20 protein-coding genes and 1 tRNA gene are annotated in these 22070 nt (G+C 38.3%); 13 read left to right on the top strand and 8 right to left on the bottom strand.

The features are described from left to right. Positions 1 to 47: 47 nt before the first annotated feature. Together C9E89_RS05210 and C9E89_RS05215 are read right to left on the bottom strand one after the other, a co-directional pair. Entirely contained in the window at positions 48 to 935 is an 888-nt protein-coding gene (locus C9E89_RS05210) for an SDR family NAD(P)-dependent oxidoreductase (protein ID WP_107007179.1), read from the bottom strand. 234 nt (positions 936 to 1169) lie between these two features. Then, positions 1170 to 2447, bottom strand: coding sequence for an O-acetylhomoserine aminocarboxypropyltransferase/cysteine synthase family protein (locus C9E89_RS05215; protein WP_107007178.1), 1278 nt, complete (start codon positions 2445 to 2447; stop codon positions 1170 to 1172). A gap of 343 nt (positions 2448 to 2790) precedes the next feature. On the opposite strand from C9E89_RS05215, the gene ettA reads away from it, so the two are divergent. Further along, positions 2791 to 4452 (top strand): energy-dependent translational throttle protein EttA, encoded by a 1662-nt coding sequence (ettA, locus tag C9E89_RS05220; protein ID WP_107007177.1) that lies wholly within the window; start codon positions 2791 to 2793, stop codon positions 4450 to 4452. A gap of 115 nt (positions 4453 to 4567) precedes the next feature. Here the strand turns inward: ettA and C9E89_RS05225 are convergent, their stop codons facing one another. Continuing rightward, positions 4568 to 4966, bottom strand: a complete 399-nt coding sequence (locus tag C9E89_RS05225) for a tetratricopeptide repeat protein (RefSeq protein ID WP_107007176.1) — start codon at positions 4964 to 4966, stop codon at positions 4568 to 4570. A 198-nt stretch (positions 4967 to 5164) separates the two neighbouring features. After that, positions 5165 to 5503: an SEL1-like repeat protein gene (locus C9E89_RS05230; protein WP_107007175.1), complete on the bottom strand. Its 339-nt coding sequence runs from the start codon at positions 5501 to 5503 to the stop codon at positions 5165 to 5167. A 524-nt stretch (positions 5504 to 6027) separates the two neighbouring features. On the opposite strand from C9E89_RS05230, the gene C9E89_RS05235 reads away from it, so the two are divergent. Next, positions 6028 to 6975, top strand: coding sequence for a cation diffusion facilitator family transporter (locus tag C9E89_RS05235; RefSeq protein ID WP_107007174.1), 948 nt, complete (start codon positions 6028 to 6030; stop codon positions 6973 to 6975). A gap of 27 nt (positions 6976 to 7002) precedes the next feature. Here C9E89_RS05235 and C9E89_RS05240 read toward each other — a convergent pair whose 3' ends face one another. The 4 genes from C9E89_RS05240 to C9E89_RS05255 all read right to left on the bottom strand — a co-directional run bounded on the left by C9E89_RS05240 (position 7003) and on the right by C9E89_RS05255 (position 9575). Continuing rightward, on the bottom strand, positions 7003 to 7344 hold the full coding sequence (locus tag C9E89_RS05240) for a hypothetical protein (protein ID WP_107007173.1): 342 nt from the start codon (positions 7342 to 7344) through the stop codon (positions 7003 to 7005). A 108-nt stretch (positions 7345 to 7452) separates the two neighbouring features. Further along, positions 7453 to 7528 (bottom strand) — tRNA-Glu (locus C9E89_RS05245). Positions 7529 to 7618: 90 nt separating this feature from the next. After that, positions 7619 to 9127, bottom strand: coding sequence for a glutamate--tRNA ligase (gltX, locus tag C9E89_RS05250; protein WP_107007172.1), 1509 nt, complete (start codon positions 9125 to 9127; stop codon positions 7619 to 7621). Between the two features lie 139 nt (positions 9128 to 9266). Next, positions 9267 to 9575: a hypothetical protein gene (locus C9E89_RS05255; protein WP_107007274.1), complete on the bottom strand. Its 309-nt coding sequence runs from the start codon at positions 9573 to 9575 to the stop codon at positions 9267 to 9269. 374 nt (positions 9576 to 9949) lie between these two features. On the opposite strand from C9E89_RS05255, the gene C9E89_RS05260 reads away from it, so the two are divergent. From C9E89_RS05260 to C9E89_RS05310, 11 genes are all read left to right on the top strand, one after another. After that, positions 9950 to 10948 carry a sulfate ABC transporter substrate-binding protein gene (locus tag C9E89_RS05260; protein ID WP_107007171.1) on the top strand — a complete coding sequence of 333 codons (999 nt, stop codon included), beginning with the start codon at positions 9950 to 9952 and terminating at the stop codon, positions 10946 to 10948. Positions 10949 to 11189: 241 nt separating this feature from the next. Continuing rightward, positions 11190 to 12206 (top strand): sulfate ABC transporter substrate-binding protein, encoded by a 1017-nt coding sequence (locus C9E89_RS05265; RefSeq protein WP_107007170.1) that lies wholly within the window; start codon positions 11190 to 11192, stop codon positions 12204 to 12206. A gap of 269 nt (positions 12207 to 12475) precedes the next feature. Next, positions 12476 to 13402: a 16S rRNA (cytosine(1402)-N(4))-methyltransferase RsmH gene (gene rsmH / locus C9E89_RS05270; protein ID WP_107007169.1), complete on the top strand. Its 927-nt coding sequence runs from the start codon at positions 12476 to 12478 to the stop codon at positions 13400 to 13402. Further along, positions 13399 to 13731 (top strand): cell division protein FtsL, encoded by a 333-nt coding sequence (gene ftsL, locus C9E89_RS05275; protein ID WP_107007168.1) that lies wholly within the window; start codon positions 13399 to 13401, stop codon positions 13729 to 13731. Before rsmH ends, ftsL begins: the two co-directional genes overlap by 4 nt. Positions 13732 to 13741: 10 nt before the next feature. Further along, positions 13742 to 15577 carry a penicillin-binding protein PBP3 gene (ftsI, locus tag C9E89_RS05280; RefSeq protein WP_107007167.1) on the top strand — a complete coding sequence of 612 codons (1836 nt, stop codon included), beginning with the start codon at positions 13742 to 13744 and terminating at the stop codon, positions 15575 to 15577. Positions 15578 to 15581: 4 nt separating this feature from the next. Continuing rightward, a complete protein-coding gene (locus C9E89_RS05285) occupies positions 15582 to 17072 on the top strand; it encodes a UDP-N-acetylmuramoyl-L-alanyl-D-glutamate--2,6-diaminopimelate ligase (RefSeq protein ID WP_107007166.1) in 1491 nt (496 codons plus the stop codon). An 8-nt stretch (positions 17073 to 17080) separates the two neighbouring features. Continuing rightward, positions 17081 to 18490 carry a UDP-N-acetylmuramoyl-tripeptide--D-alanyl-D-alanine ligase gene (locus C9E89_RS05290; RefSeq protein WP_107007165.1) on the top strand — a complete coding sequence of 470 codons (1410 nt, stop codon included), beginning with the start codon at positions 17081 to 17083 and terminating at the stop codon, positions 18488 to 18490. Further along, positions 18490 to 19608 (top strand): phospho-N-acetylmuramoyl-pentapeptide-transferase, encoded by a 1119-nt coding sequence (gene mraY / locus C9E89_RS05295; RefSeq protein WP_107007164.1) that lies wholly within the window; start codon positions 18490 to 18492, stop codon positions 19606 to 19608. Before C9E89_RS05290 ends, mraY begins: the two co-directional genes overlap by 1 nt. A 53-nt stretch (positions 19609 to 19661) precedes the next feature. After that, positions 19662 to 20495, top strand: coding sequence for a putative RNA methyltransferase (locus tag C9E89_RS05300; RefSeq protein ID WP_213069628.1), 834 nt, complete (start codon positions 19662 to 19664; stop codon positions 20493 to 20495). Positions 20496 to 20753: 258 nt separating this feature from the next. Beyond that, positions 20754 to 21233: a YchJ family protein gene (locus tag C9E89_RS05305; protein WP_107007162.1), complete on the top strand. Its 480-nt coding sequence runs from the start codon at positions 20754 to 20756 to the stop codon at positions 21231 to 21233. 60 nt (positions 21234 to 21293) lie between these two features. After that, positions 21294 to 21941, top strand: coding sequence for a trimeric intracellular cation channel family protein (locus C9E89_RS05310; RefSeq protein ID WP_107007161.1), 648 nt, complete (start codon positions 21294 to 21296; stop codon positions 21939 to 21941). Positions 21942 to 22070: the final 129 nt, after the last annotated feature.

Raw genomic sequence — 22070 nt, forward strand, 5'->3', positions numbered from 1 at the left:
AAAAAACCGCCTGTAGGCGGTTTTTTTTAGATTTAAGAAAAAGAATATTACCAGTGCTCGCCCGGAAATAAACGTGCATATGCTTTTTGCACGAGATTTAACTTTTCCTTTTTACCTACCGAAGCACTTGAACTTGGGAATAAATTAAAGCCAATCGACATCAGTTTATTATTAATATCTGGTGCAATTGAATAAGTAATAGAGGCTAAACGTCCAAGATGGGTGGCAACTTTTTTCGGACGTTTTACAATCGCATATGCCACTAAGTCTGCTGCTTGTTCAGGAGAAAGCGTAGGAACATATTTATAGATTTTGGTTGGTGCAATCATGGGTGTGCGCACCAAAGGCATATAAACAGAAGTAATGGCAATTTTATGTGAATGTACTTCAGCAGATAAACAGCGGCTAAAAGCATCTAAAGCAGCTTTGGAAGCGACATAAGCAGAAAAACGAGTCGCATTTGCTAAGACACCAATGGAACTGATATTGATGATCTGTCCATCTTTACGATGCATCATTTGCGGTAAAATATTCAAAACTAAGCGTACAGCACCAAAATAATTTAACTGCATGGTGCGTTCAAAATCATGAAAACGATCAACAGATTCGTGTACTGCACGACGAATTGAACGTCCAGCATTATTAATTAAAATATCAATATGATCTACAGAGGCGATAATTTGTTTAGATACCGCATCAATTGCATCCATATCATTTAAATCACATGGAAAAATATCAGCTTTTCCGCCATTGGCTTGAATATCGGCTTGGACTTCTTTCAGTGTTTCTTCTGTGCGCGCAACTAAAAGTACATGTGCTCCTGCTGCTGCAAGCTGTTTTGAAACAGTCAATCCAATACCACTCGATGCGCCTGTAATTAAAACGACTTTATCCTGTACTTTTTGTTGGAAAAGCTGTTGTAGTTTCTTATTCATATTTATTTCCCTGTAAATTAAATATGCAATGAAATTATGGGTGGGTGATCAATAAATTGAGCGGCAAGTTTAACCGAAAAAACAAGAAACACTATAAATAAATATATGAATACAAAGTAATTTTTAGAGTAAAAGCTCTATTTTTTAAATTTTTATAATAGAATGATCAACATACATGGAGTATGACTAAAAAGCAAAAAAGACCTGAGTTCAGGTCTTTTAAGTGTGTGAAAACTATACTTTGTCGAGTGCTTGTGCCAAATCTGCAATTAAATCATCAATATGTTCAATCCCGACAGACAAGCGCACCATATCAATGCTGACGCCCGCAGCTTTGAGTTCATCTTCATTGAGCTGGCGATGGGTCGTTGTCGCAGGGTGACATGCCAGACTTTTTGCATCACCGATATTTACTAAACGAGTGAACAGTTGCAAGGCATCAATAAAGCGAGTTCCACCTTCACGCCCATCCTGTACACCAAAGGATAAAATCCCTGATGGTTTGCCTTTGACATATTTTTGAGCCAAAGCATGCTGAGGATGATCCGTCAGACCCGCATAGTTGACCCATTTTACTTTAGGATGTGATTTTAAATATTCAGCGACTTTCTGAGCGTTATAGGTATGACGCTCGATACGCAAGTTCAGTGTTTCCAAACCTTGTAAAATTAAAAATACACTGAGTGGGCTGATTGCAGCGCCTGTATTACGTAGTGGCACCACACGTGCACGTGCAATATATGCCGCTTCGCCTAAAGCTTCCACATAGTTGACACCATGATAACTTGGATCAGGCGTATTCAGTACTTTAAAACGTTCAGGATATTTACCCCAAGGGAATTTACCGCTGTCTACAATCGCACCACCAATCGAGTTGCCGTGACCACCAATATATTTGGTCAATGAATGCACCACAATGTCCGCACCATGTTCAAATGGTTTGAGTAGGGCAGGTGTAGCAACGGTATTGTCTACGATCACAGGTACACCGTATTCATGGGCAATTTTTGAAATCGCTTCAAGGTCAATGATATTGCCCAATGGATTACCAATTGATTCAACAAAAACCAATTTGGTTTTTTCATCAATTAAGCCACGTAAAGCTTCAGGATTTTGATAATCGAAGAAACGAACTTCAATGCCTTGTTTAGGCAATGTATGGGCAAACAGATTATAAGTTCCGCCATAAAGTGTTGAAACCGATGCAATATTGTCACCTGCTTCTGCAATGGTCTGAATTGAATACGTAATGGCAGACATACCCGAAGCCAAAGCCAAAGCCCCAATGCCCCCTTCAAGTGCAGCAAGACGTTGCTCTAAAACAGCAGTGGTTGGGTTCATAATACGGGTATAAATATTGCCCTGAACTTTCAAGTCAAACAAATCTGCGCCGTGTTGAGTATCATCAAAAGCATAAGAAGTGGTTTGGTAAATAGGCACAGCCACAGCTTTGGTGGTGGCTTCTGGTGAATAGCCTGCGTGAATGGCGAGGGTTTCGTCCTTATATGTCATGGTTATATCATCTTCGTGAGTTAAATATAAAAATCAGTTTAGCATTTATGAATATGAAATAAAGCGCAAATATTGCGAATATTTATCACAAAAAATCATATAGATAATTATCCGTCATTAAATCATGTAAAGTGTTCAGTCGGTCAGGTTCTGTTTTAAATTTAAGCACAAGAATTGTTGTAACATTCTATGCCATATGAATGACATGCCTTATGTTTTCAGGACTTTCATCGTATAATGCAGCGATTGATTTTTTGCTCATTGAGCAGGGAGTTGGCAAATGCTTTGAATTTTAAAGCAGAATGCAAACTCCACCATTTGGTTTTCTATTGAGGAGTCCTGCGTGGCCCAATATATTTACACGATGAACCGTGTGTCGAAAATGGTTCCGCCTAAGCGCGAAATCTTAAAAGACATCTCTTTATCATTCTTTCCAGGTGCAAAAATTGGTGTGCTTGGTTTAAACGGTGCAGGTAAATCAACCTTACTCCGTATTATGGCTGGCGTAGATAAAGATTTCTCAGGTGAAGCACGTGCTCAACCGGGCATCAAAATCGGCTACCTTGAGCAAGAGCCACCTTTAGATGAAACAAAAGACGTGCGTGGTAACGTTGAAGATGGTTTACGTGAACCATTGGATGCTTTGGCTCGTCTTGACGAAGTATTTGCTGAATATGCGGCTGAAGATGCTGACTTTGATGCACTTGCAAAAGAGCAAGAAAAGTTGGAAGCCATTATCCATGCGTGGGATGCACACAACTTATCGAATCAAATGGATCAAGCGGCGGCTGCATTAAACCTACCTGCTTGGGATGCAGATGTATCTAAGTTGTCTGGTGGTGAGCGTCGCCGTGTTGCATTATGTCGTTTATTGCTGTCTAAGCCAGACATGTTGCTTCTGGACGAACCGACGAACCATTTAGATGCTTCATCTGTTGCTTGGTTAGAACGTTTCCTTAAAGATTTTGCGGGTACAATCGTTGCGATTACGCATGACCGTTATTTTTTAGACAACGTAGCTGAGTGGATTCTTGAGCTTGACCGTGGTATGGGTATTCCTTATCAAGGTAACTATTCTTCTTGGTTAGAGCAGAAAAATGCCCGCTTAGAGCAAGAGAATAAGCAAGAAGAATCTTTTGCGAAAGCATTGAAAAAAGAACTTGAATGGGTTCGTTCAAATGCCAAAGGTCAGCAAAAGAAAAACAAAGCACGTATGGAACGCTTTGAAGAGCTTAACTCACGTGAATTCCAACAGCGTAACGAAACTTCTGAAATCTATATTCCACCTGGTCCACGTCTGGGGAATAAGGTTGTAGAAGTTGAAGGCATCAGCAAATCATTTGGTGATCGTACGCTTTATAAAGATTTATCATTCGTTGTACCACCTGCTGCAATTGTCGGCATCGTGGGTGAGAATGGTGCAGGTAAAACCACACTATTCCGTATGATGACGGGCGAGCAACAACCAGATACAGGTTCTGTGGTGTTGGGTGAGTCAGTTAAAGTCGCTTATGTCGGTCAGATTCGTGACACGCTGGATAATAACAAAACTGTTTGGGAAGAAGTTTCTGGCGGTCTGGATATCCTGCGTATTGGTGAATATGAAATTGCATCTCGTGCGTACATTGGTCGCTTTAACTTTAAAGGTCAGGATCAGCAAAAACGTGTAGGTCAGTTGTCAGGTGGTGAGCGTAACCGTTTACAACTTGCAAAAATCCTGCAAATGGGCGCAAACGTGATCTTACTCGATGAACCATCAAACGACTTGGACATCGAAACCTTACGTGCACTTGAGGATGCGATTCTTGTATTCCCAGGTACTGTGATGGTGATCTCGCATGACCGTTGGTTCCTTGACCGTATCGCAACACACATCTTGTCATTTGAAGGTGAAACACCTGAATTCTTCACAGGTAACTATGCCGAGTTTGAAGAATACCGTCGCAAACGTGATGGTGATGATCTTGTTGCCAAACGTCAAAAGTATCGCAAAATTGGTGTTTAATCCCTTCTTTTGAAATTAAAAAAACCAGCCTTCGAGCTGGTTTTTTATGATATGAAATTTATCAGTTTGAATGATCTATTAGCATCATCATGGTAAGCATCACAAAATAATGATTTTAAGAAGGTCGTATTATTTTTGAAATTTCGTGCTGTGCTTCAAGATGACCTTGATCTGCTGCTAAATTTAACCATCTTAAAGCTTGTATTTCGTTCGAATCTAGACCGAGCTGACCATTTAAGTACAACATACCAAGTTTAAATTGTGCGGTACTATAGCCTTGTAAGGCTGCATTTAAAAAATACCAAACAGCATTGCGTTGATAGCTATCTTGATTTTCCTCAAGTTTTAAATTAGAAATGGCTGAGAAGCTATTTAAAGACAAATGTTCAAAATATTTCGCACGTTGATAACTTAAAAAGGCTCCAGAAAAATGCTGCGCTTGTAGAGCAATACGTGTTGCTAAATAAGAAAGAATAGATTTTTTTATATGATTATGTAATTTATTAAAATCCATTTTATTGTACTCGCCAGACAATAAGTTATTAAATATGAGAAAGCAAAAAAATAATATTTTCGCTTTCTCAGATGTTTTTTTGGCAAATCTTATATTAAGCTTTGCCAAATTGAGAATAATATTTTTATTTTAAACTTTTTGCTTAAATTATCCTTGATATTGACCCATATCAGAATAATTAAATTCGGTTTATGACGATTATGAAAATGCTAATTGATTATATGCTTTTTTAAGTTCTTCCTTCGCAAAAGGGTGACCTTGGTGTGCTGCTTGTTCAAGCCATTTTTCGGCATGAATATAACTGCGATCTAAACCGAACTGACCATTCAGATAGTTCAATCCCATTTGATATTGGGCTTCTTGATCACCACGTAAAGCCGCACGTAGGTATCCCCACATGATGTTACGAGTATTTTGTTCATCTGCTAAAGCAGCGTGTAATGGGTGCTTAATTGAGACCTCATCTTTCATATTGGTTGGAGCAATTGAATGTGATGAATTATTTCCCAAAAAGCGTTTTAAAATATGTACTAACATATAAACCTCCTTGCTAATCCATTAACAAAGCTATGAAATATCAAACTAGAAATTTAGTTTGTATATGTCTAATGTATCTATTTTTTTATGTTTTTCAAATAATAAATTGTAATTTGTCAATATATAAATGTATGAGTTTTTATATAAAAGGATAAAAGGTATGTAAATTGATTGAATATTCAATCAATTAAAGTGCATTATATAAAGCAGTGAGACTTAAAAATGGTATTTAATCAGTTTATTTAAATAGAAAAAATTGTAAAATAAATCATAAAAAATATGATTTTAAATATTATATCTTATTATTTTGTAATATTTTTTTATTTAAATTCAACTTAAGGTTAAATTTTTATTTAAAAAATCAGTGACTTATATTTCATTTATCCAGAAAAACGTGAATAAGAACATGAATGAAAAAGGTTGAAATTTAATCATTGGAAATGGTTTATTTTAAATATTGAAGCGCTACAATCAAAGTGGTTTAAAAAAGATCTATCTATATGAATTTTAGTTGAGGAAGATCAATGGCTGAGCATCATGGGCATGATCATAGTCATGCAGTCGTTACCGAAGAAAATGCAAAAAAACTGACTTTTGCACTCATACTCACCACCACTTTTTTAATTATTGAAGTGATTGCTGGATTTATAACGCAAAGTTTAGCGTTATTGTCTGATGCAGCACATATGTTTACTGATGCAGCAGCACTGGCGATTGCTTTGGTGGCGATTAAAGTGGGTAAGTTACCTGCGGATGATAAGCGAACTTTTGGTTACCAGCGTTTTGAAATTTTAGCTGCTTTATTTAATGCATCTATGTTGTTTATGGTTGCAATTTATATCCTTTATGAGGCTTTTCAACGTTTTAGCAATCCTCCTGAAATTCAAAGCTTAGGCATGCTTGCCGTTGCTGTTGTAGGATTAATCATCAATTTAATTTCTATGAAAATACTCATGTCGAGTGCTAAAGACAGCTTAAATGTCAAAGGTGCTTATTTGGAAGTTCTGAGTGATGCTTTGGGTTCGGTGGGTGTGATTATCGCAGCGATCTTGATTTATTTCACTGGATGGGTATGGCTAGATACCATTATTGCAGTATTGATTGGTTTTTGGGTTTTACCTCGAGCATGGGTGTTGTTAAAGCAAAGTATCAATATTTTGTTAGAAGGTGTACCTGAAGAAATTGATATTGAAAAATTGCGACAAGATCTATTGGCTTTAAAAGGGGTTGAGAATATTCACCAACTGAAAGTCTGGGCGATTACATCAAAAAATGTCCATTTAACGGTTCACCTTTTTGCACCAAAAGCAGATCGTAACTTACTTTATCAGGAAGCTTTAGAATTACTTAGTCATGAGCATGGTATTACTGAAATGACTTTGCAAATCGAAGATGATGCTTGTGCTGTGCATTCACATCAGCCTGATATAGCGCATGATCAAAAAGATTCTGGACACTCACATCCACATTAAGTTGATGTGAGTCTTTATTTTTATAGATTAAATATGCCAATCGTGCTGGCATTCACGACATTTCCAGTGTTTGTTGGCACTCATAAATGATTGCATGGAGATTTTAAAATCGGGCAGATCACGCCAGAAAAAAATCCCTGCAACAACACAAAGTAAAAAAACGACCACAGTTGCAATTTGTAGGGTTTGACCTGCGCCATCGCCAAATAACCATAATGCAATACTGATAATGACCAAGAGTAATAAAACAAAAATTGCTGGAATTAAGACAACAAGGCTTTTAGGTACAACAGGGCGTACTGCTGGGGTTTGTGCATCAGCAACAGGTAAAATTTTAGGGCTTTGACATTTTGGGCAACGATACTGCATTACAACTCCACAAATATTTTATTATTTTGATTTTAGCGGATTGTCATCAAAATCAAAAATTTTTGGCAATAAAAAAGCCACTGAATATGTCAGTGGCTTTTTTGAATTTGGCGTTCCTACGGGGATTCGAACCCCGGTTACCGCCGTGAAAGGGCGATGTCCTAGGCCTCTAGACGATAGGAACTTGTGAGGCAACAGGATAAGTTTTTCAACCGTCTCTCTGTATGGGCGCTATATTAGGGATATAATGCCCATGCGTCAACTAAAAAATAACTTATGCTTCATCAACTGCATCATTTTTCGGCAATTTTAAGCTTTCATTGAGTTTTTCCCACACTTTTGCTTCTTTTTTGCTCGGACCACCAACAATTTCTAAAGCATGGCGTAAACGAGCAAAGGTAAGATCAGGACCTATAGTTACCATAGATTGCATTACTGGGGTTGATGAAGTTGAACCTGCAATGGCAATAAAGAATGTTGGCATAAAGTCACGTAGTTTAATTTCCATTTGGTTTGCCAAGTCCATTAAGGTTTGGCTCACCGTGTCATTATTCCATGTGAACATACTTTCTAAACGCCAAATTGCAAATTGTAAGCTTTGACGAACTTGTTCTTCAGAGAGTTTTTTACTTGCAAACTGTTCTTTGCTAATCGTTGGAAATTGGTTGAAATAGAAACCTGCCCAATTGACTGCTTCAGAAAGTAAATTAATACGAGGCTGAATTGCAGCAGCAATATCTTCTAAAGTTTGACGGTCAGATTTCCATGCCAATAAGGTATCTAAAAGCTCAGCAGGACTTAAGCCTTTGATCCATTGACCATTCAACCAATTGAGTTTTTCAACATCAAAAATTGGACCACCAAGCGACACACGTTGAATATCAAAATGCTCAATCATTTCAGCTAAAGTAAATTTTTCACGCTCATCTGGCATTGACCAGCCCATACGTCCTAAATAATTCAGCAAGGCTTCTGGTAATACACCAATATTTTTATAGTAGTTGATAGAGGTTGGATTTTTACGTTTAGAAAGTTTAGATTTATCTGGATTACGCAATAAAGGCATATGGCACAGTACTGGCATTTCCCAACCAAAATATTGGTAAAGTAATTGATGTTTTGGTGCGGATGGAATCCATTCTTCACCACGAATAACATGTGTGATTTCCATTAAGTGGTCATCAACTACGTTCGCAAGATGGTAAGTTGGTAAGCCATCTGTTTTAAGTAGAATTTGCATATCCACTTGTGCCCATGGAATTTCTACTTCACCACGTAGTAAGTCACTAAATTTGCAAATTCCTTCAGTTGGAATTTTCATACGAATAACGTGTGCTTCACCTGCCGCTAAACGACGCTGAACTTCTTCTTCTGATAATAATAAGCCACGACCATCGTAACGAGGCATTTCACCACGTGCTTGTTGTTCTGCACGCATTTGGTCTAGTTCTTCAGTCGTTGCAAAACAGTAAAAAGCATGACCTTTTTCAACTAAATCAAGTGCATATTGCTTATAGATTCCCATGCGTTCAGATTGGCGATAAGGTGCATGTGGTCCACCAATATCTGGACCTTCTGACCAGTTAAGACCTAACCAACGTAAAGAATCCAAAATCATTTTTTCTGATTCAGGTGTTGAACGTAGCTGGTCAGTATCTTCAATACGTAGAATAAATTCACCGCCATGTTGCTTTGCAAAACAAAGGTTAAACAAGGCGATATATGCTGTTCCTACATGAGGGAAGCCTGTTGGAGAAGGTGCAATACGAGTACGGATGGTCATAATCAACTATTATTCAGAATGTAAATTAGGGCTATTATAACGAAAAAGCCCAATCGCTTAAGGGTTAATTCACCAATAAACAATCGGGCATATTCATTCTTTGGGGGAGAATAACTTAGAACACTAAAATATATTTAAATTAAGAGTTATGTGGCTGGAAAATTGCTTGTACAAAACGTGAAAAGCGTTGATGTTGCTCTGCTAAAAAGTTTTGCGAAGCTGTTCCTTTTAATGATGCAAAAACTTTAAGCTCGTCTTGGGTCGAGATTAATTTATTGTCACGTTTTTGCTGACTTAATGCTTTTTCAATTGGAGATTGTTTTTCACTAATCACTGAAGATGAATTAACAGGTGTTGGATTTGTTGAAATCGCAGCTGCTTGAGTGACTTGTACGCTTAAGCCTAAAGTAAGACCTAAAGCAAATAATTTTAAGCTATGTTGTTTCATTGTCATATCCCCCCACCAAGGACATTATTCTTCATTAAGATTTTTCTATCACGCTGCTATTTTAACCATAAATAGTCACAATATGTACAATAGCGTCACATATTATTACAAAAATGACATTATTGGGCAGTTTGAATCAAAATTTGCTGTTCAATTGTAAGAGCGCACTATTATTAGCAAACAAATGTGTATTTATTGTGAAGGAATATACATTTTAGCTGCAACTTTTCAAAGTTCTATTTTGTATAAATAAGTCTGTATAAATGATATCTAAATAATAGATATAAATCTTATTTATTGATATAAGTTTATGATTGTAAGGTGAAAAAATAAATAATAAAGTGCTAAAAATTAAATTTAAAATGTGAATTGAAATGAAAAAAATTATACTTGTAAGTTTGTTGAGTTTTGTTGGGCTAAATAGTGTCAGTGTATATGCTACAAAAGATTTCTTAAATGTTTCTTATGATCCTACACGTGAATTTTATCAAGAATATAATAAAAGTTTTGGGCAGTTTTGGAAGTCTAAAACAGGGCAGGATATTGAATTTAAACAATCACATGGTGGCTCTGGTAAACAAGCACGTTCTGTGATTGATGGCTTACAAGCTGATGTAGTGACTTTGGCTTTAGCAAATGATATTGATGAAATAGTGAAAGCAGGATTAATTGAAAAAGATTGGCAAAAGGAGTTTCCAAATAATTCTGCACCTTATACATCCACAGTGGTTTTTTTAGTGCGTAAAGGTAATCCTAAAAATATTAAAGACTGGAATGATTTAACCAAACCTGGTGTGGAAATTATTACACCAAATCCTAAAACAGGTGGAGCACCACGTTGGATTTATTTATCAGCTTGGGGTTATGCGCTGAAGCAACCAGGTGGTAATGATGCAAAAGCACGAGAATTAGTGAAAAACTTATATAAAAATGTCAAAGTTTTAGATTCGGGTGCACGTGGCTCTCTAACAACATTTGCTGAACGTGGCATAGGTGATGTTTTATTATCTTGGGAGAATGAAGCAATTTTGGCGACTTCAGGACCAGATAAGGATAAATATCAAATTATTTATCCATCTATTTCAATTTTGGCAGAACCTTCTGTGGCAATTGTTGATAAAAATGTTGATAAAGATGGCAATCGTAATTTAGCCAAAGGTTATTTAAACTATTTGTATTCACCACAAGGGCAAGAATTGGCGGCGAAATATCATTTCCGTCCTCGTAATGCTCAAGTTGCTGCAAAATATGCAGCGAAATTTCCAAAAATTAAATTATTTACAATCAATGATGTATTTGGAGGATGGGCGAAAGCGCAGCAAACTCATTTTGTGAATGGTGCGATTTACGATCAAATTTCATCTGAAAAGTAAATAAAAACTTTAAATCGAGACTGGCAAAACAGAATATTTCTATATTCTGTTTTTGTATAAGTAAAGCTGAAAAACCTATAATGTGGATATATAATAATTTTAATTGGATTTTTATAAATAAAACAAACAATTAACACTTTAGTAATCTATAAAGTGAATTTGCTTTTTAAATTATTAAATTGCGGTTTATCTCTTGATTTCATATATTTATCATAATTCAAGATTTTAATGCTGAAACGTCATGAAAGCTCAAATTAAGACATGGCTGCAAGTTGCATTACTTGCAACAGGTGTTGCTGTTACTTCAAATGCAACCCAAGCAGCCGATCGTCAATTTTTAAATGTATCTTATGATGCAACACGTGAATTTTACGATGAATTTAATAAGTCTTTTGGTGCATATTGGCTTAAAAGAACAGGTAAAACTGTTGATTTTAAACAGTCGCATGGTGGTTCAGGTAAGCAAGCACGTGCAGTTGTCGATGGTCTCAATGGTGATGTTGTCACTTTAGCCTTAGCAAATGATATTAATGAAATTGTAAAATCAGGTCAGATTAATGCGGGTTGGGAAAAAGAGTTTCCTTATAACTCAGCACCTTATACTTCAACGATCGTTTTTATGGTGCGTAAAGGCAACCCTAAAAATATTAAAGATTGGACTGACTTAACAAAATCAGGTGTGCAAATCATTACTCCAAATCCAAAAACAGGTGGCTTACCACGTTGGATTTATTTATCTGCATGGGGATATGCTTTAAAACAACCAGCTGGTAATGATACGACTGCTCGTGATTTTGTTTCTAAAATGTACCATAACGTAAAGGTGATGGATCCTGCGGCACGTGCATCTATGACAACTTTTGCTGAGCGTGGCATAGGTGATGTATTACTGACTTGGGAAAATGAAGCCATGATCAGTAAAAAAACCTTGGGTGATAAGTTTGATATTGTGTATCCATCTATGTCAATTTTAACTGAGCCATCAGTTGCAATTGTGGATAAAACAGTCGCAAAAAATGGAAATAAATGGTTAGCAACAGGTTATATCAACTATTTATATTCGCCAATTGGTCAGGAAATGGCGGCAAAACATTTTTATCGCCCACGTAATGAAAAAGTTTTAGCAAAATACGCAAAACAATTTCCTGCATTAAAAACATTTACCATTGATGAAGTCTTTGGTGGATGGGCAAAAGCACAACAGACACATTTTGTAAATGGTGGTGTGTTTGATCAGATTTATAATGCAAAACGTTAATTTTTAGGCGTTTTAAACCTCCATACGTGGAGGTTTTTTATTTGATAAATTGAGTAGAAGAAATAGTGAAAAACAGATAGGCATAGAAGGGTAATCAGCGTGTTAAATTGCATCATTAAGCTGAAATACAGTGAAGCCTAGCTAAAAAATCACTTTAAAACGGTTTTCTCTATAAAAAGTAATATTTCCCTACAAAAAGTCGTTTGGAGCTTTTACAAAACAAGGTAATAATGTGCAGTTACTTTTTTGATTGAATTGAAAGCATAGTTATGTCCCATATTTCTGTATTACTCCATGAAACAGTTGATGCTTTACTCGCAAATCGTAATACGGGGATCTATGTAGATGGGACATTTGGACGAGGTGGACACACCCGTTTATTGCTCTCAAAATTAGATGAAAATGCACGTGTTTATGCCTTTGATAAAGACCCACAAGCTTTAGAAGTTGCATATCAACTTGAAAAAGAAGATCCACGTTTTAAAATTATTCATGCCAGCTTTGCAGATTTACAACAAGAACTGAATCAACTTGATATTTATCAAGTGGATGGTGTTATGGCAGATTTAGGGGTGTCATCGCCACAGTTAGATCAAGCAGATCGTGGCTTTAGTTTTATGAAAGATGGACCCCTAGATATGCGTATGGATAACTCTCAAGGACAAACTGCTGCTGAATGGTTGGTTGACGTTGAGGAAGAGCATTTAGCCAATATTATTTTTCAATATGGCGAAGAACGTTATAGTCGTCGTATTGCAAGAGCAATTAAAAATGCAGGTTATATTGAAACAACAGGACAATTGGCTGAAATTGTAAAAGTTGCTCATCCAAAGTGGGAAAAAAATAAACACGCTGCAACACGTACTTTTCAGGCGATTCGTATTGAAATCAATAAAGAATTAGAAGATGTACATTTATTCTTACCCCAAGCGGTAGATTTGTTAAAAGATCATGCACGTTTAGCCGTGATTAGTTTTCATTCTTTAGAAGATCGAATTATTAAGCAATTTATTCAAAAAGAATCAACATTAGCAGAAGATAATGGCTGGGGTTTACCACAAAAAGTGCAAGATACACGTAGATTGAAAAAGGTTGACCGAATTCGTGCAAGTGATGCAGAGGTGAAAGAAAATCCTCGTTCACGTAGTGCTTGGCTTCGAGTTGCAGAACGCTTAGAACATAAAGGCGCAGAATGAAAGAAGAAATTGTAGAAGAGCAAAGCCATCGACTTGCAGTTAAAAAAACGATTCTATACACAATTTTAGTGATTGCTGTATTAGTGAGTGCATTTATGGTTGTACTGCAAGTATTTGCTTATCGTCATGATTTTCGTGAATTGAATGGTTATATGCGTGAAAGGGAAACGATTAATGCAGAGTGGGGACGTTTGTTGATTGAACAACAAACCTTTGGTGCAACAGCACAAATTGGTACACGTGCAGTGACTCAACTTAGAATGTATTCTCCTGCTGCTGCGCAAACCGTCGTGATTTCATTACCGTCCGAAACTGAGCAGAAGAAATAGGCAAGCTGTTATGGTAGATAAGCAAAGCAAGCAAACACGTCAGCCGAGAAAAAAACAGCAGTCTATTTCAGCTAAGCCTTCTGTTGCTGTAGACATGTGGCGTTATTATTTGATGTGGGCTGTGGTCTTACTGTGTTTTATTATGTTGGTTGGTCGAGCTTTTTATGTGCAAGTCATTAATAAAGACTTTTTACAAAATAAAGCGAATGCCAATATTTTAAGAACAGAAAAGTTGAAGGCGATGCGTGGCGTGATCAGTGATCGTCATGGTGTGCCTTTAGCAATTAGTACGCCAATTATGAAAGTGGTGATTGATCCACGTGAGTATTTTGAGACTAAAGCGCAGTTTGAAAAAGTCACAGAAGAACTGAAAAAAACACCTGAAAGCCGTAAATTAAAACGTCAATTACCTGATGAAAATTTAAATTTAGATGAACTTGCTGATGCAGTCGGCATTGATCGTGCTGATTTAAAGAAAAAATTGGCAGAGCGTCCGCGTTCTCGTTATTTGGTATTAAAAAAAGAAGTTCCACCACCTCAAGCTGACTTAATTACTGAGCGTAAATTTGCTGGCGTTTATTCGGAAAAAACCTATAAGCGTTATTATCCACAACCTCAACCGAATGCGCAGATTATTGGACTGACCAATAGTGAAGGCACGGGTATTGAGGGGCTAGAAATGCAGCTTAATACGCGTCTGGCAGGTGAAGATGGTGAACAAAAGATTTCCCGTGATAAACATGGTAATCGTATTACGATTCCTGAAGTGGTCAAAGAAGTTAACCCAGGTGAAAATATCACGCTGAGTATTGACTCGCGTTTACAATATATTATGTATCGTGAATTGACAGCCGTTGGTGTAGCCAATAATGCACGTTCAGCTTCTGCAATCGCAGTCGATGTAAAAACAGGTGAAATCTTAGCGATGGGCAGTTGGCCATCTTATAATCCAAATGATAAAAATGGATTAAAAAACAAAGATGCTATGCGTAACCGTGGTGCAATTGATATGTTTGAACCAGGTTCAACCATGAAGCCATTTACAGTTGCGGCAGGTTTGGAAAGTGGCAAATACACACCAAATTCTATTGTTAATACCAGCCCAGGTTCAATGCGTTTAGGCTCACATACCATTCGTGATACACACAACTATGGTTCACTGACAGTAACAGGGGTGATTATTAAGTCATCTAACGTCGGGTCAGCAAAAATTGCATTATCTTTACCGAAAGAAGCATTACCAAGTTTCTTTAGAAAGGTCGGCTTTGGTCAGCGCTCAGCAGTAAAATTCCCTGGTGAAAGTGGTGGTTTAGTATTACCGCCAAGTAAATTAAACTCTTCACAAATTGGAACTATGGCTTATGGCTATGGTCTAAATGCAACAATTTTACAGTTGGCACAAGGTTATGCCATGTTGGCAAATCATGGTGTTGAATATCCATTGAGTTTATATAAGTTGGATGATCAACCTCAAGGCAAACAAGTGCTTGAGCCAAAAATCGCTGATGATGTGTTGTTAATGTTAGAGCAAGTCACCATGCCTGGTGGTACAGCAAAACAAGCCAATATTCCAGGTTATCGTGTTGGCGGTAAAACAGGAACAGCACATAAATTACGTCCTGATCATCGTGGTTATTCAAATACGGAATACCGTGCTTTATTTGCAGGGGTTGCACCAATTAGCGACCCACGTTTAGCAATTATTGTCGTCGTAGAAAACCCACGTGGGCAATATTATGGTGGTCTCGTTGCAGCCCCTGTTTTTGCAAAAATTATGCAAGAGTCTTTGCGTTTATTGAACGTGCCTCTTGATAAACCTTTAGATTCTGTAAATCCATCCAAATAGGTGAATGATGATTCATTTCCAAGACATTAATGATGTTGAAAACCCAAAAGCTTGGATGTCTGAGCCTTTTCATGGATTTAGTCTAGACAGCCGTGAGATTCAGCAAGGGCAAATTTTCATTGCTTTAACCAGTTATTCTCAGCCTGAAAAAACGCTCCAATTTGCACAGTCTGCTTTACAAAATGGTGCTTTGGCGGTGATCAGTGAGACTGATCTTGGGATTGAAAATGCATGGATTTGTCCTGATGTGCGTCAGCGTATGGGGCAGTGGCAAAAACAGTATTTACAAGCAACACAGCCTTTACAGACAGCGCATATTTTAGCTGTGACTGGAACCAATGGTAAAACCACAATTTCTCGTTTGGTTGCAGAATTGTTGATGTTGCAAGGCAAAAAGTGTGCCGTGATGGGAACGACAGGCAACGGCATTTTACCGAATCTTGAGGCATCTTCACACACCACACTCGATGCATTGCAAATGCAAAATTCGTTGCATCAATTTGCAAAAAATGGTGCAGAATTTGTGTCTTTGGAAGCCAGTTCACATGGTTTGGAGCAAGGGCGTTTAAATGGCTGTGAGATTGAAATTGCTGCATATAGCAATTTGAGTCGTGATCATCTTGATTATCATGGAACGCTTGAGGCTTATGCTGAAGCCAAGTCATTATTGTTTAAGTTTGCTACTTTAAAAGTGGCTGTCATCAATATGGATGATGCGCATGCAGATGTGATGCTCAATGCAGCAAGCAGTAATTTATCACATCCTAAAGTATTGACTTATTCTACTTCTAAAGCTGCCGATTATCAGGTTTTTGGTATTAAGTACAGTCTGGAAGGGGCATCTTTTCATTTAAAGACAAGCAAAGGCGAATTTACGGTGAATAGTCCTTTGCTTGGACATTTTAATATTGAAAATCTAGTTGCCAGTCTGATTGTGGCAGAGCAGGCAGGTTTTGATCTGAAACAGTTGATTGCAGATGTACCCAAGCTCAAAGGTGCGCCTGGACGTATGCAGGTAATTCGTGATGCAGATCGTTTGTTTGTGGTGGATTATGCACATACACCTGATGCGCTGACACAGGTGTTAAAGACACTGAAACGTCATGTTGAAAATCAGTTATGGGCAGTGTTTGGTTGTGGCGGCGATCGTGATCGTGGCAAGCGTCCATTGATGACCAAAGCTGCTTTGGAACAAGCCAATCCGATCATCATCACATCAGATAATCCGCGTACTGAAGATCCTGAACAAATTTTTGCAGATATGAAACGTGATGTTGACTTTAGTCAGCATGATGTTCATGAAATCCGTGATCGTCGTGAAGCGATTAAATATGCGGTAAAACATGCCCAATCAGGCGACATTGTTGTGATTGCAGGAAAAGGGCATGAAGATTATCAGGAAATTGATGGCGTACGTCATTGGTTTGATGATGTCATTGAAGTGCAGTCTGCAGTAGATATGCACCGCCATAAAACAAATTCTCCAGTTCAGTAGGAATAGAGATGCACACCTCGACCACCAGTACTGTACCTTTAGAGCCATGGTCAGCAGCTGAGCTTGCTGAAGCGACTCAAGGTTATTGGTATTTAGACAAAGCACCCCAAGGTGAAATAAAACGTATTTTGACAGATTCGCGTGATGCCGAATCAGGTGATGCATTTCTTGCGCTTAAAGGTGAGCGTTTTGATGCACACAACTTTGTGGCACAAGTAGCACAAAATGGTTGTCAGGTTGCCATTGTCAGCCAACCTGTCGAAGCCAATATTTGTCAGCTTGTGGTTACAGATACACGCTTGGCTTTGGGGCATTTAGGTGCATTTCGTCGTGCTCAGCACACACAGTTGAAAGTGATTGCATTAACGGGCAGTAGTGGTAAAACCACCACCAAAGAAATGTTGGGCAGTATTCTTTCACGTCTGGCACCGACCTTAATTACCCGTGGTAATTTGAATAATGATCTGGGTGTGCCGATGATGCTTTTAGAGCTTCGTGCTGAGCATCAGTATGCTGTGATGGAACTCGGTGCAAGCCATCAAGGTGAAATTGATTATACCTCGAAGCTTGTGCAACCACATGTTGCAGGTATTTTAAATATTGGTACTGCACATTTGGGCGAGTTTGGCGGTCGTGATGGTATTTGCCGTGCCAAGTCTGAAATTTATGCCCATATAGATTTAGCAGGCACTTCAATTGTTCCTGCGCAGGATGACTTTAGCGATCACATTCGCCAAGCTGTAAAAACTGAACAGGTGCTTAGCTTTGGTCAGGGCGGTGAAGTTTTTGCAACTGATGTGCAATTACATGCTCAAGCAGCCACATTTACACTCAACACACCTCAAGGCACACGAACAGTGAATCTGCCGTTTGCAGGTGAGCATAATGTACACAATGCCGAGGCTGCGACTGCTTTTGCTTTGGCAATTGGTGTAGCTTTGGATGATATTGTTATCGGACTTGAGCAAGCACAAGGTGCAAAAGGTCGGCTAAATTTCATTCAGAAAGACAATTACTTGTTTATTGATGACACTTATAATGCTAACCCGACTTCAATGCGTGCTGCGGCTGAGGTCTTGGCACAGCAAGATGGCATCAAAGTCATGGTGATTGGAGATATTGGAGAATTAGGGGCTACGGCTGCACAACAACATTATATGTTGGGTCGTGACCTTGTTTCGGTTAAAGGAATTAACTTTGTGGTTGCAGTGGGTGAGTTTTCACCTGCAATCCAAGAGGGTGCACGTAGCACGCAATATGGTAAAAAATTGCAGGCGTTTTTAACGCAAGCGCAAGCATTACCCCTTTTAATGAGTTTAATTGAGACACATCAACCGCAGTCCATGAGTTTCCTGTTTAAAGGTTCTCGTTTTACCCACATGGAAACGTTGATGACTGACTTGATGGAGAAAGTTTAATGCTGTTTTGGTTGTTTCAACATTTGGCAGGCTATGAGAATGCCTTTCAAGTGGTTCGGTATTTGTCATTACGTGCCTTGCTTAGTGTCTTAACTGCACTTGCAATTGGTTGGGCTTTAGGTCCTGTGATGATCCGTAAACTACAAGCTTTAAAATATGGTCAAGCAGTCAGTTCTTTTGCACCAGAAAATCATGCGAAGAAAATGGGTACACCTACAATGGGGGGGATTTTAATCCTATTGTCCATTGGGATTAGTACTTTACTTTGGGCAGATTTATCCAATCCTTATGTCTGGATTGTCTTGGCAGTCATGGTGATTTTTGGTGCTGTGGGTTGGGCAGATGACTGGATCAAAGTGCGTTATAAAGACAATGCTGGTCTACCTGCAAAGAAAAAGTTTTTCTGGACATCGGTAGGTTCATTAGGTGCAGGTATTGCTTTATATATCATTTCAACGCAACAGGAAAATCCTGTACATGCAGCGAATATGTTGGATTTACTGATTCCATTCTTTAAAAACCTCAGCATTCCTTTATCATCAATTCCACTAGGTATTGGCTTCATTATTTTCACTTATTTAGTGATTAATGGTGGATCAAATGCAGTCAACCTAACCGATGGTTTAGATGGGTTAGCGATCATGCCGATCGTACTGGTTGCGGCAGGTTTGGGTGTGTTTGCTTACTTGGCAGGTGATATTCGTTTTGCCAATTATTTACATATTCCTTATGTAAAATATACCTCAGAACTTGTGATTATCTGTGCGGCAATGATTGGTGCGGGTTTGGCTTTCCTTTGGTATAACGCACATCCTGCACAGGTGTTTATGGGTGATGTTGGCGCATTATCACTCGGTGCGATGCTTGGTACAATTGCAGTCATGGTTCGCCAAGAAATCGTATTTGCGATCATGGGCGGTGTATTTGTCGTAGAAGCAATTTCGGTATTCCTACAAATTGGTTCATTACGTATGCGTAATAAACGTGTGTTTTTAATGGCACCTTTGCATCACCATTATGAGAAAAAAGGCTGGCGTGAAACCCAAGTCGTGATCCGTTTCTGGATTATTACAATTATGCTGGTAGTTTTAGGTCTAATGACTTTAAAATTGCGTTAAGCAAAAGTTGTTGAAGAGAGTCGGCATCTGCCGACTTTTTTTATAGCTTTAAAATGAGTTTGGAGAAGGTTTTGAAACAAATCAGGAATGTGTTGATGTGTCCCGTGTGCCGTGAAGCACTCAGCTTAACTGAACGCACATGGCGCTGTATAAATAATCATAGCTATGATGTTGCTAAACAAGGCTATGTCAATTTGCATGTGGTTCAGCATAAACACAGCAAAAATCCGGGCGATACACCTGAGTCTGTTCAAGCCCGTCGTGCATTTTTAAGTGGTGGTTTTTATGCACCACTACAACAAAGTGTCGTAAATAAGATCCGTGCTTTACGTATTGAAAACTTACTCGATATCGGTTGTGGTGAAGGCTATTACACCGATGCGATGCAACAGGAAGTCATGCAATGTGTGGGTGTGGACATTGCCAAAAATGCAGTTCAAGTTGCAGCTAAACTCAATAAAGAAGTGGATTGGGTCGTCGGTACTGGCGCAACTTTGCCTGTATTAGATCATTCAATCGACCTATGTACCAGTTTGTTTAGCCCAATTCCACAAGAAGAAATTTTGCGTGTATTAAAACCAGAAGGCTATTTAATGGTGGTCACACCTGCACCAAATCATTTATATGCAATGCGTGAAGCGTTGTTTGATGAAGTGAATGCCCATGATCCGCATAAGTTTGTGGAACAGTTACAAGCACATTTCACTTTGGTTGAGCAACCGATTGTGGAATCTACGTTTGAGTTGGATCAGATACAATTGAAAAATTTAATTGCAATGACGCCTTATGCCTATAAAGCCAAGCCTGAAAAACGCCAAGCGCTTGAGCAGCTTGAAAAGATCAGTTTGACTGCGAGTTTTCAGGTGTATTTATTTCAGAAAAATTGATGTGATTTTTAAAATGTCTTAAAAGCATTGGCTTGGAAATGACAATCATCAGGTGCTTAAGTCGTCATTATTGATCAAATATTTGATGGATGCTTAAGTACCTAAAAATAATAACAAGATACATCACATAAATACGTTTCTAATGGTTGCTGTTATTCCCTTCAAGTAGGGCGTAATAATTTATATGAAGATTTTGATAAATTATCTAAAAAAGTATTAGGTTTTGATAAAATCATCGAAAATTATTTTGGATTTTGTATGTCTAACTTGACTTGCCCCTGTGGTTCACCTCTATATAGCGAATGCTGTCAGCCTTTACATCTAGGACAGAAAAAAGCCGAAAGTGCAGAACAACTCATGCGTTCACGCTATAGTGCATTTGCAACACAAGAGATTGATTACATTGTCAAAACCACTGCATTGGGGCAACAACAAGCTTTAGATGTCAATGCTATTGCAGAGTGGAGCAAAGCCAATACGTGGTTAAAACTGGACGTGCTGCAAGCCAAAGAAAAACTGGGTAAAAACCATGCCCAAGTTGAGTTTAAAGCACATTATGCAGATGCCAATGATCAAGCTCACAAAGAGCAAATTCACCATGAAGTTTCACATTTTGTTAAGCATGATGGTGCTTGGTATTTCCTTGATCCAACTACAGATCAGCAGATCACCATGAAACAGCCATGTATTTGTGGTTCAGCTAAAAAATTTAAGCAATGTTGCGCTGAATTTTTATAACTTTTCATGCAATTTACCTTAGAATAGCGCGCATCGATAACCCTCAGTGGAAGAAGGGCAATGTTGCTGTTAGTCATCTATATTATTGCAATTACGGCTGAAGCTATGACAGGTGCACTGTCGGCAGGTCGACGTAGTATGGACTGGTTTGGTGTGGTGCTGATCGCCTGCGTAACCGCTTTGGGTGGGGGTTCAGTGCGAGATGTACTGTTAGGGCACTATCCATTGACATGGGTCAAGCATCCTGAATATTTGGTGCTCACCTGTTGTGCAGCCTTTGTTACAATTCTGATCGCAAAATGGATGAAACATTTACATTCCATTTTCCTGTTGCTGGATGCATTGGGATTGATTGGCTTTACCATTATTGGCTGTCAAATCGCTTTAGATATGGGACACGGATTTGTGGTGTCTGCGGTTGCAGGCGTGTTGACAGGAGTTTCGGGCGGTATTTTGCGTGATATTCTGTGTAATGACGTACCGTTAGTATTCCGCCGTGAACTTTATGCCTCGATTTCTTTTGTTGCGGTGATCTTCTATTGGTTCTGTATGGATGTCGGTTTGTCATTGGAAGTGACTGTGATTTCGACTTTGGTTTTTGGTTTTTCACTACGCTGTATTGCGATTTATTTTGGTTTGGAAATGCCGAAATTTATCTATAAAGATGATGATGAACAATCTGCCTCTTCCAAAGATGAAACTGTTTAAAAGCTTTAATTTTTAAATAAATATTTGAATTATATGTTTTTTGGTTGAGATTTCCAGACAATATTTGATTTGTTTTGGAAGTTCCCTCTCTTTTTAAAGGAGAGGGCTAGGGAGAGGTTCTTTGAATGA

Origin of the sequence: Acinetobacter sichuanensis, assembly GCF_003024515.2 — a bacterium.
GTDB classification, from domain to species: Bacteria; Pseudomonadota; Gammaproteobacteria; order Pseudomonadales; family Moraxellaceae; genus Acinetobacter; species Acinetobacter sichuanensis.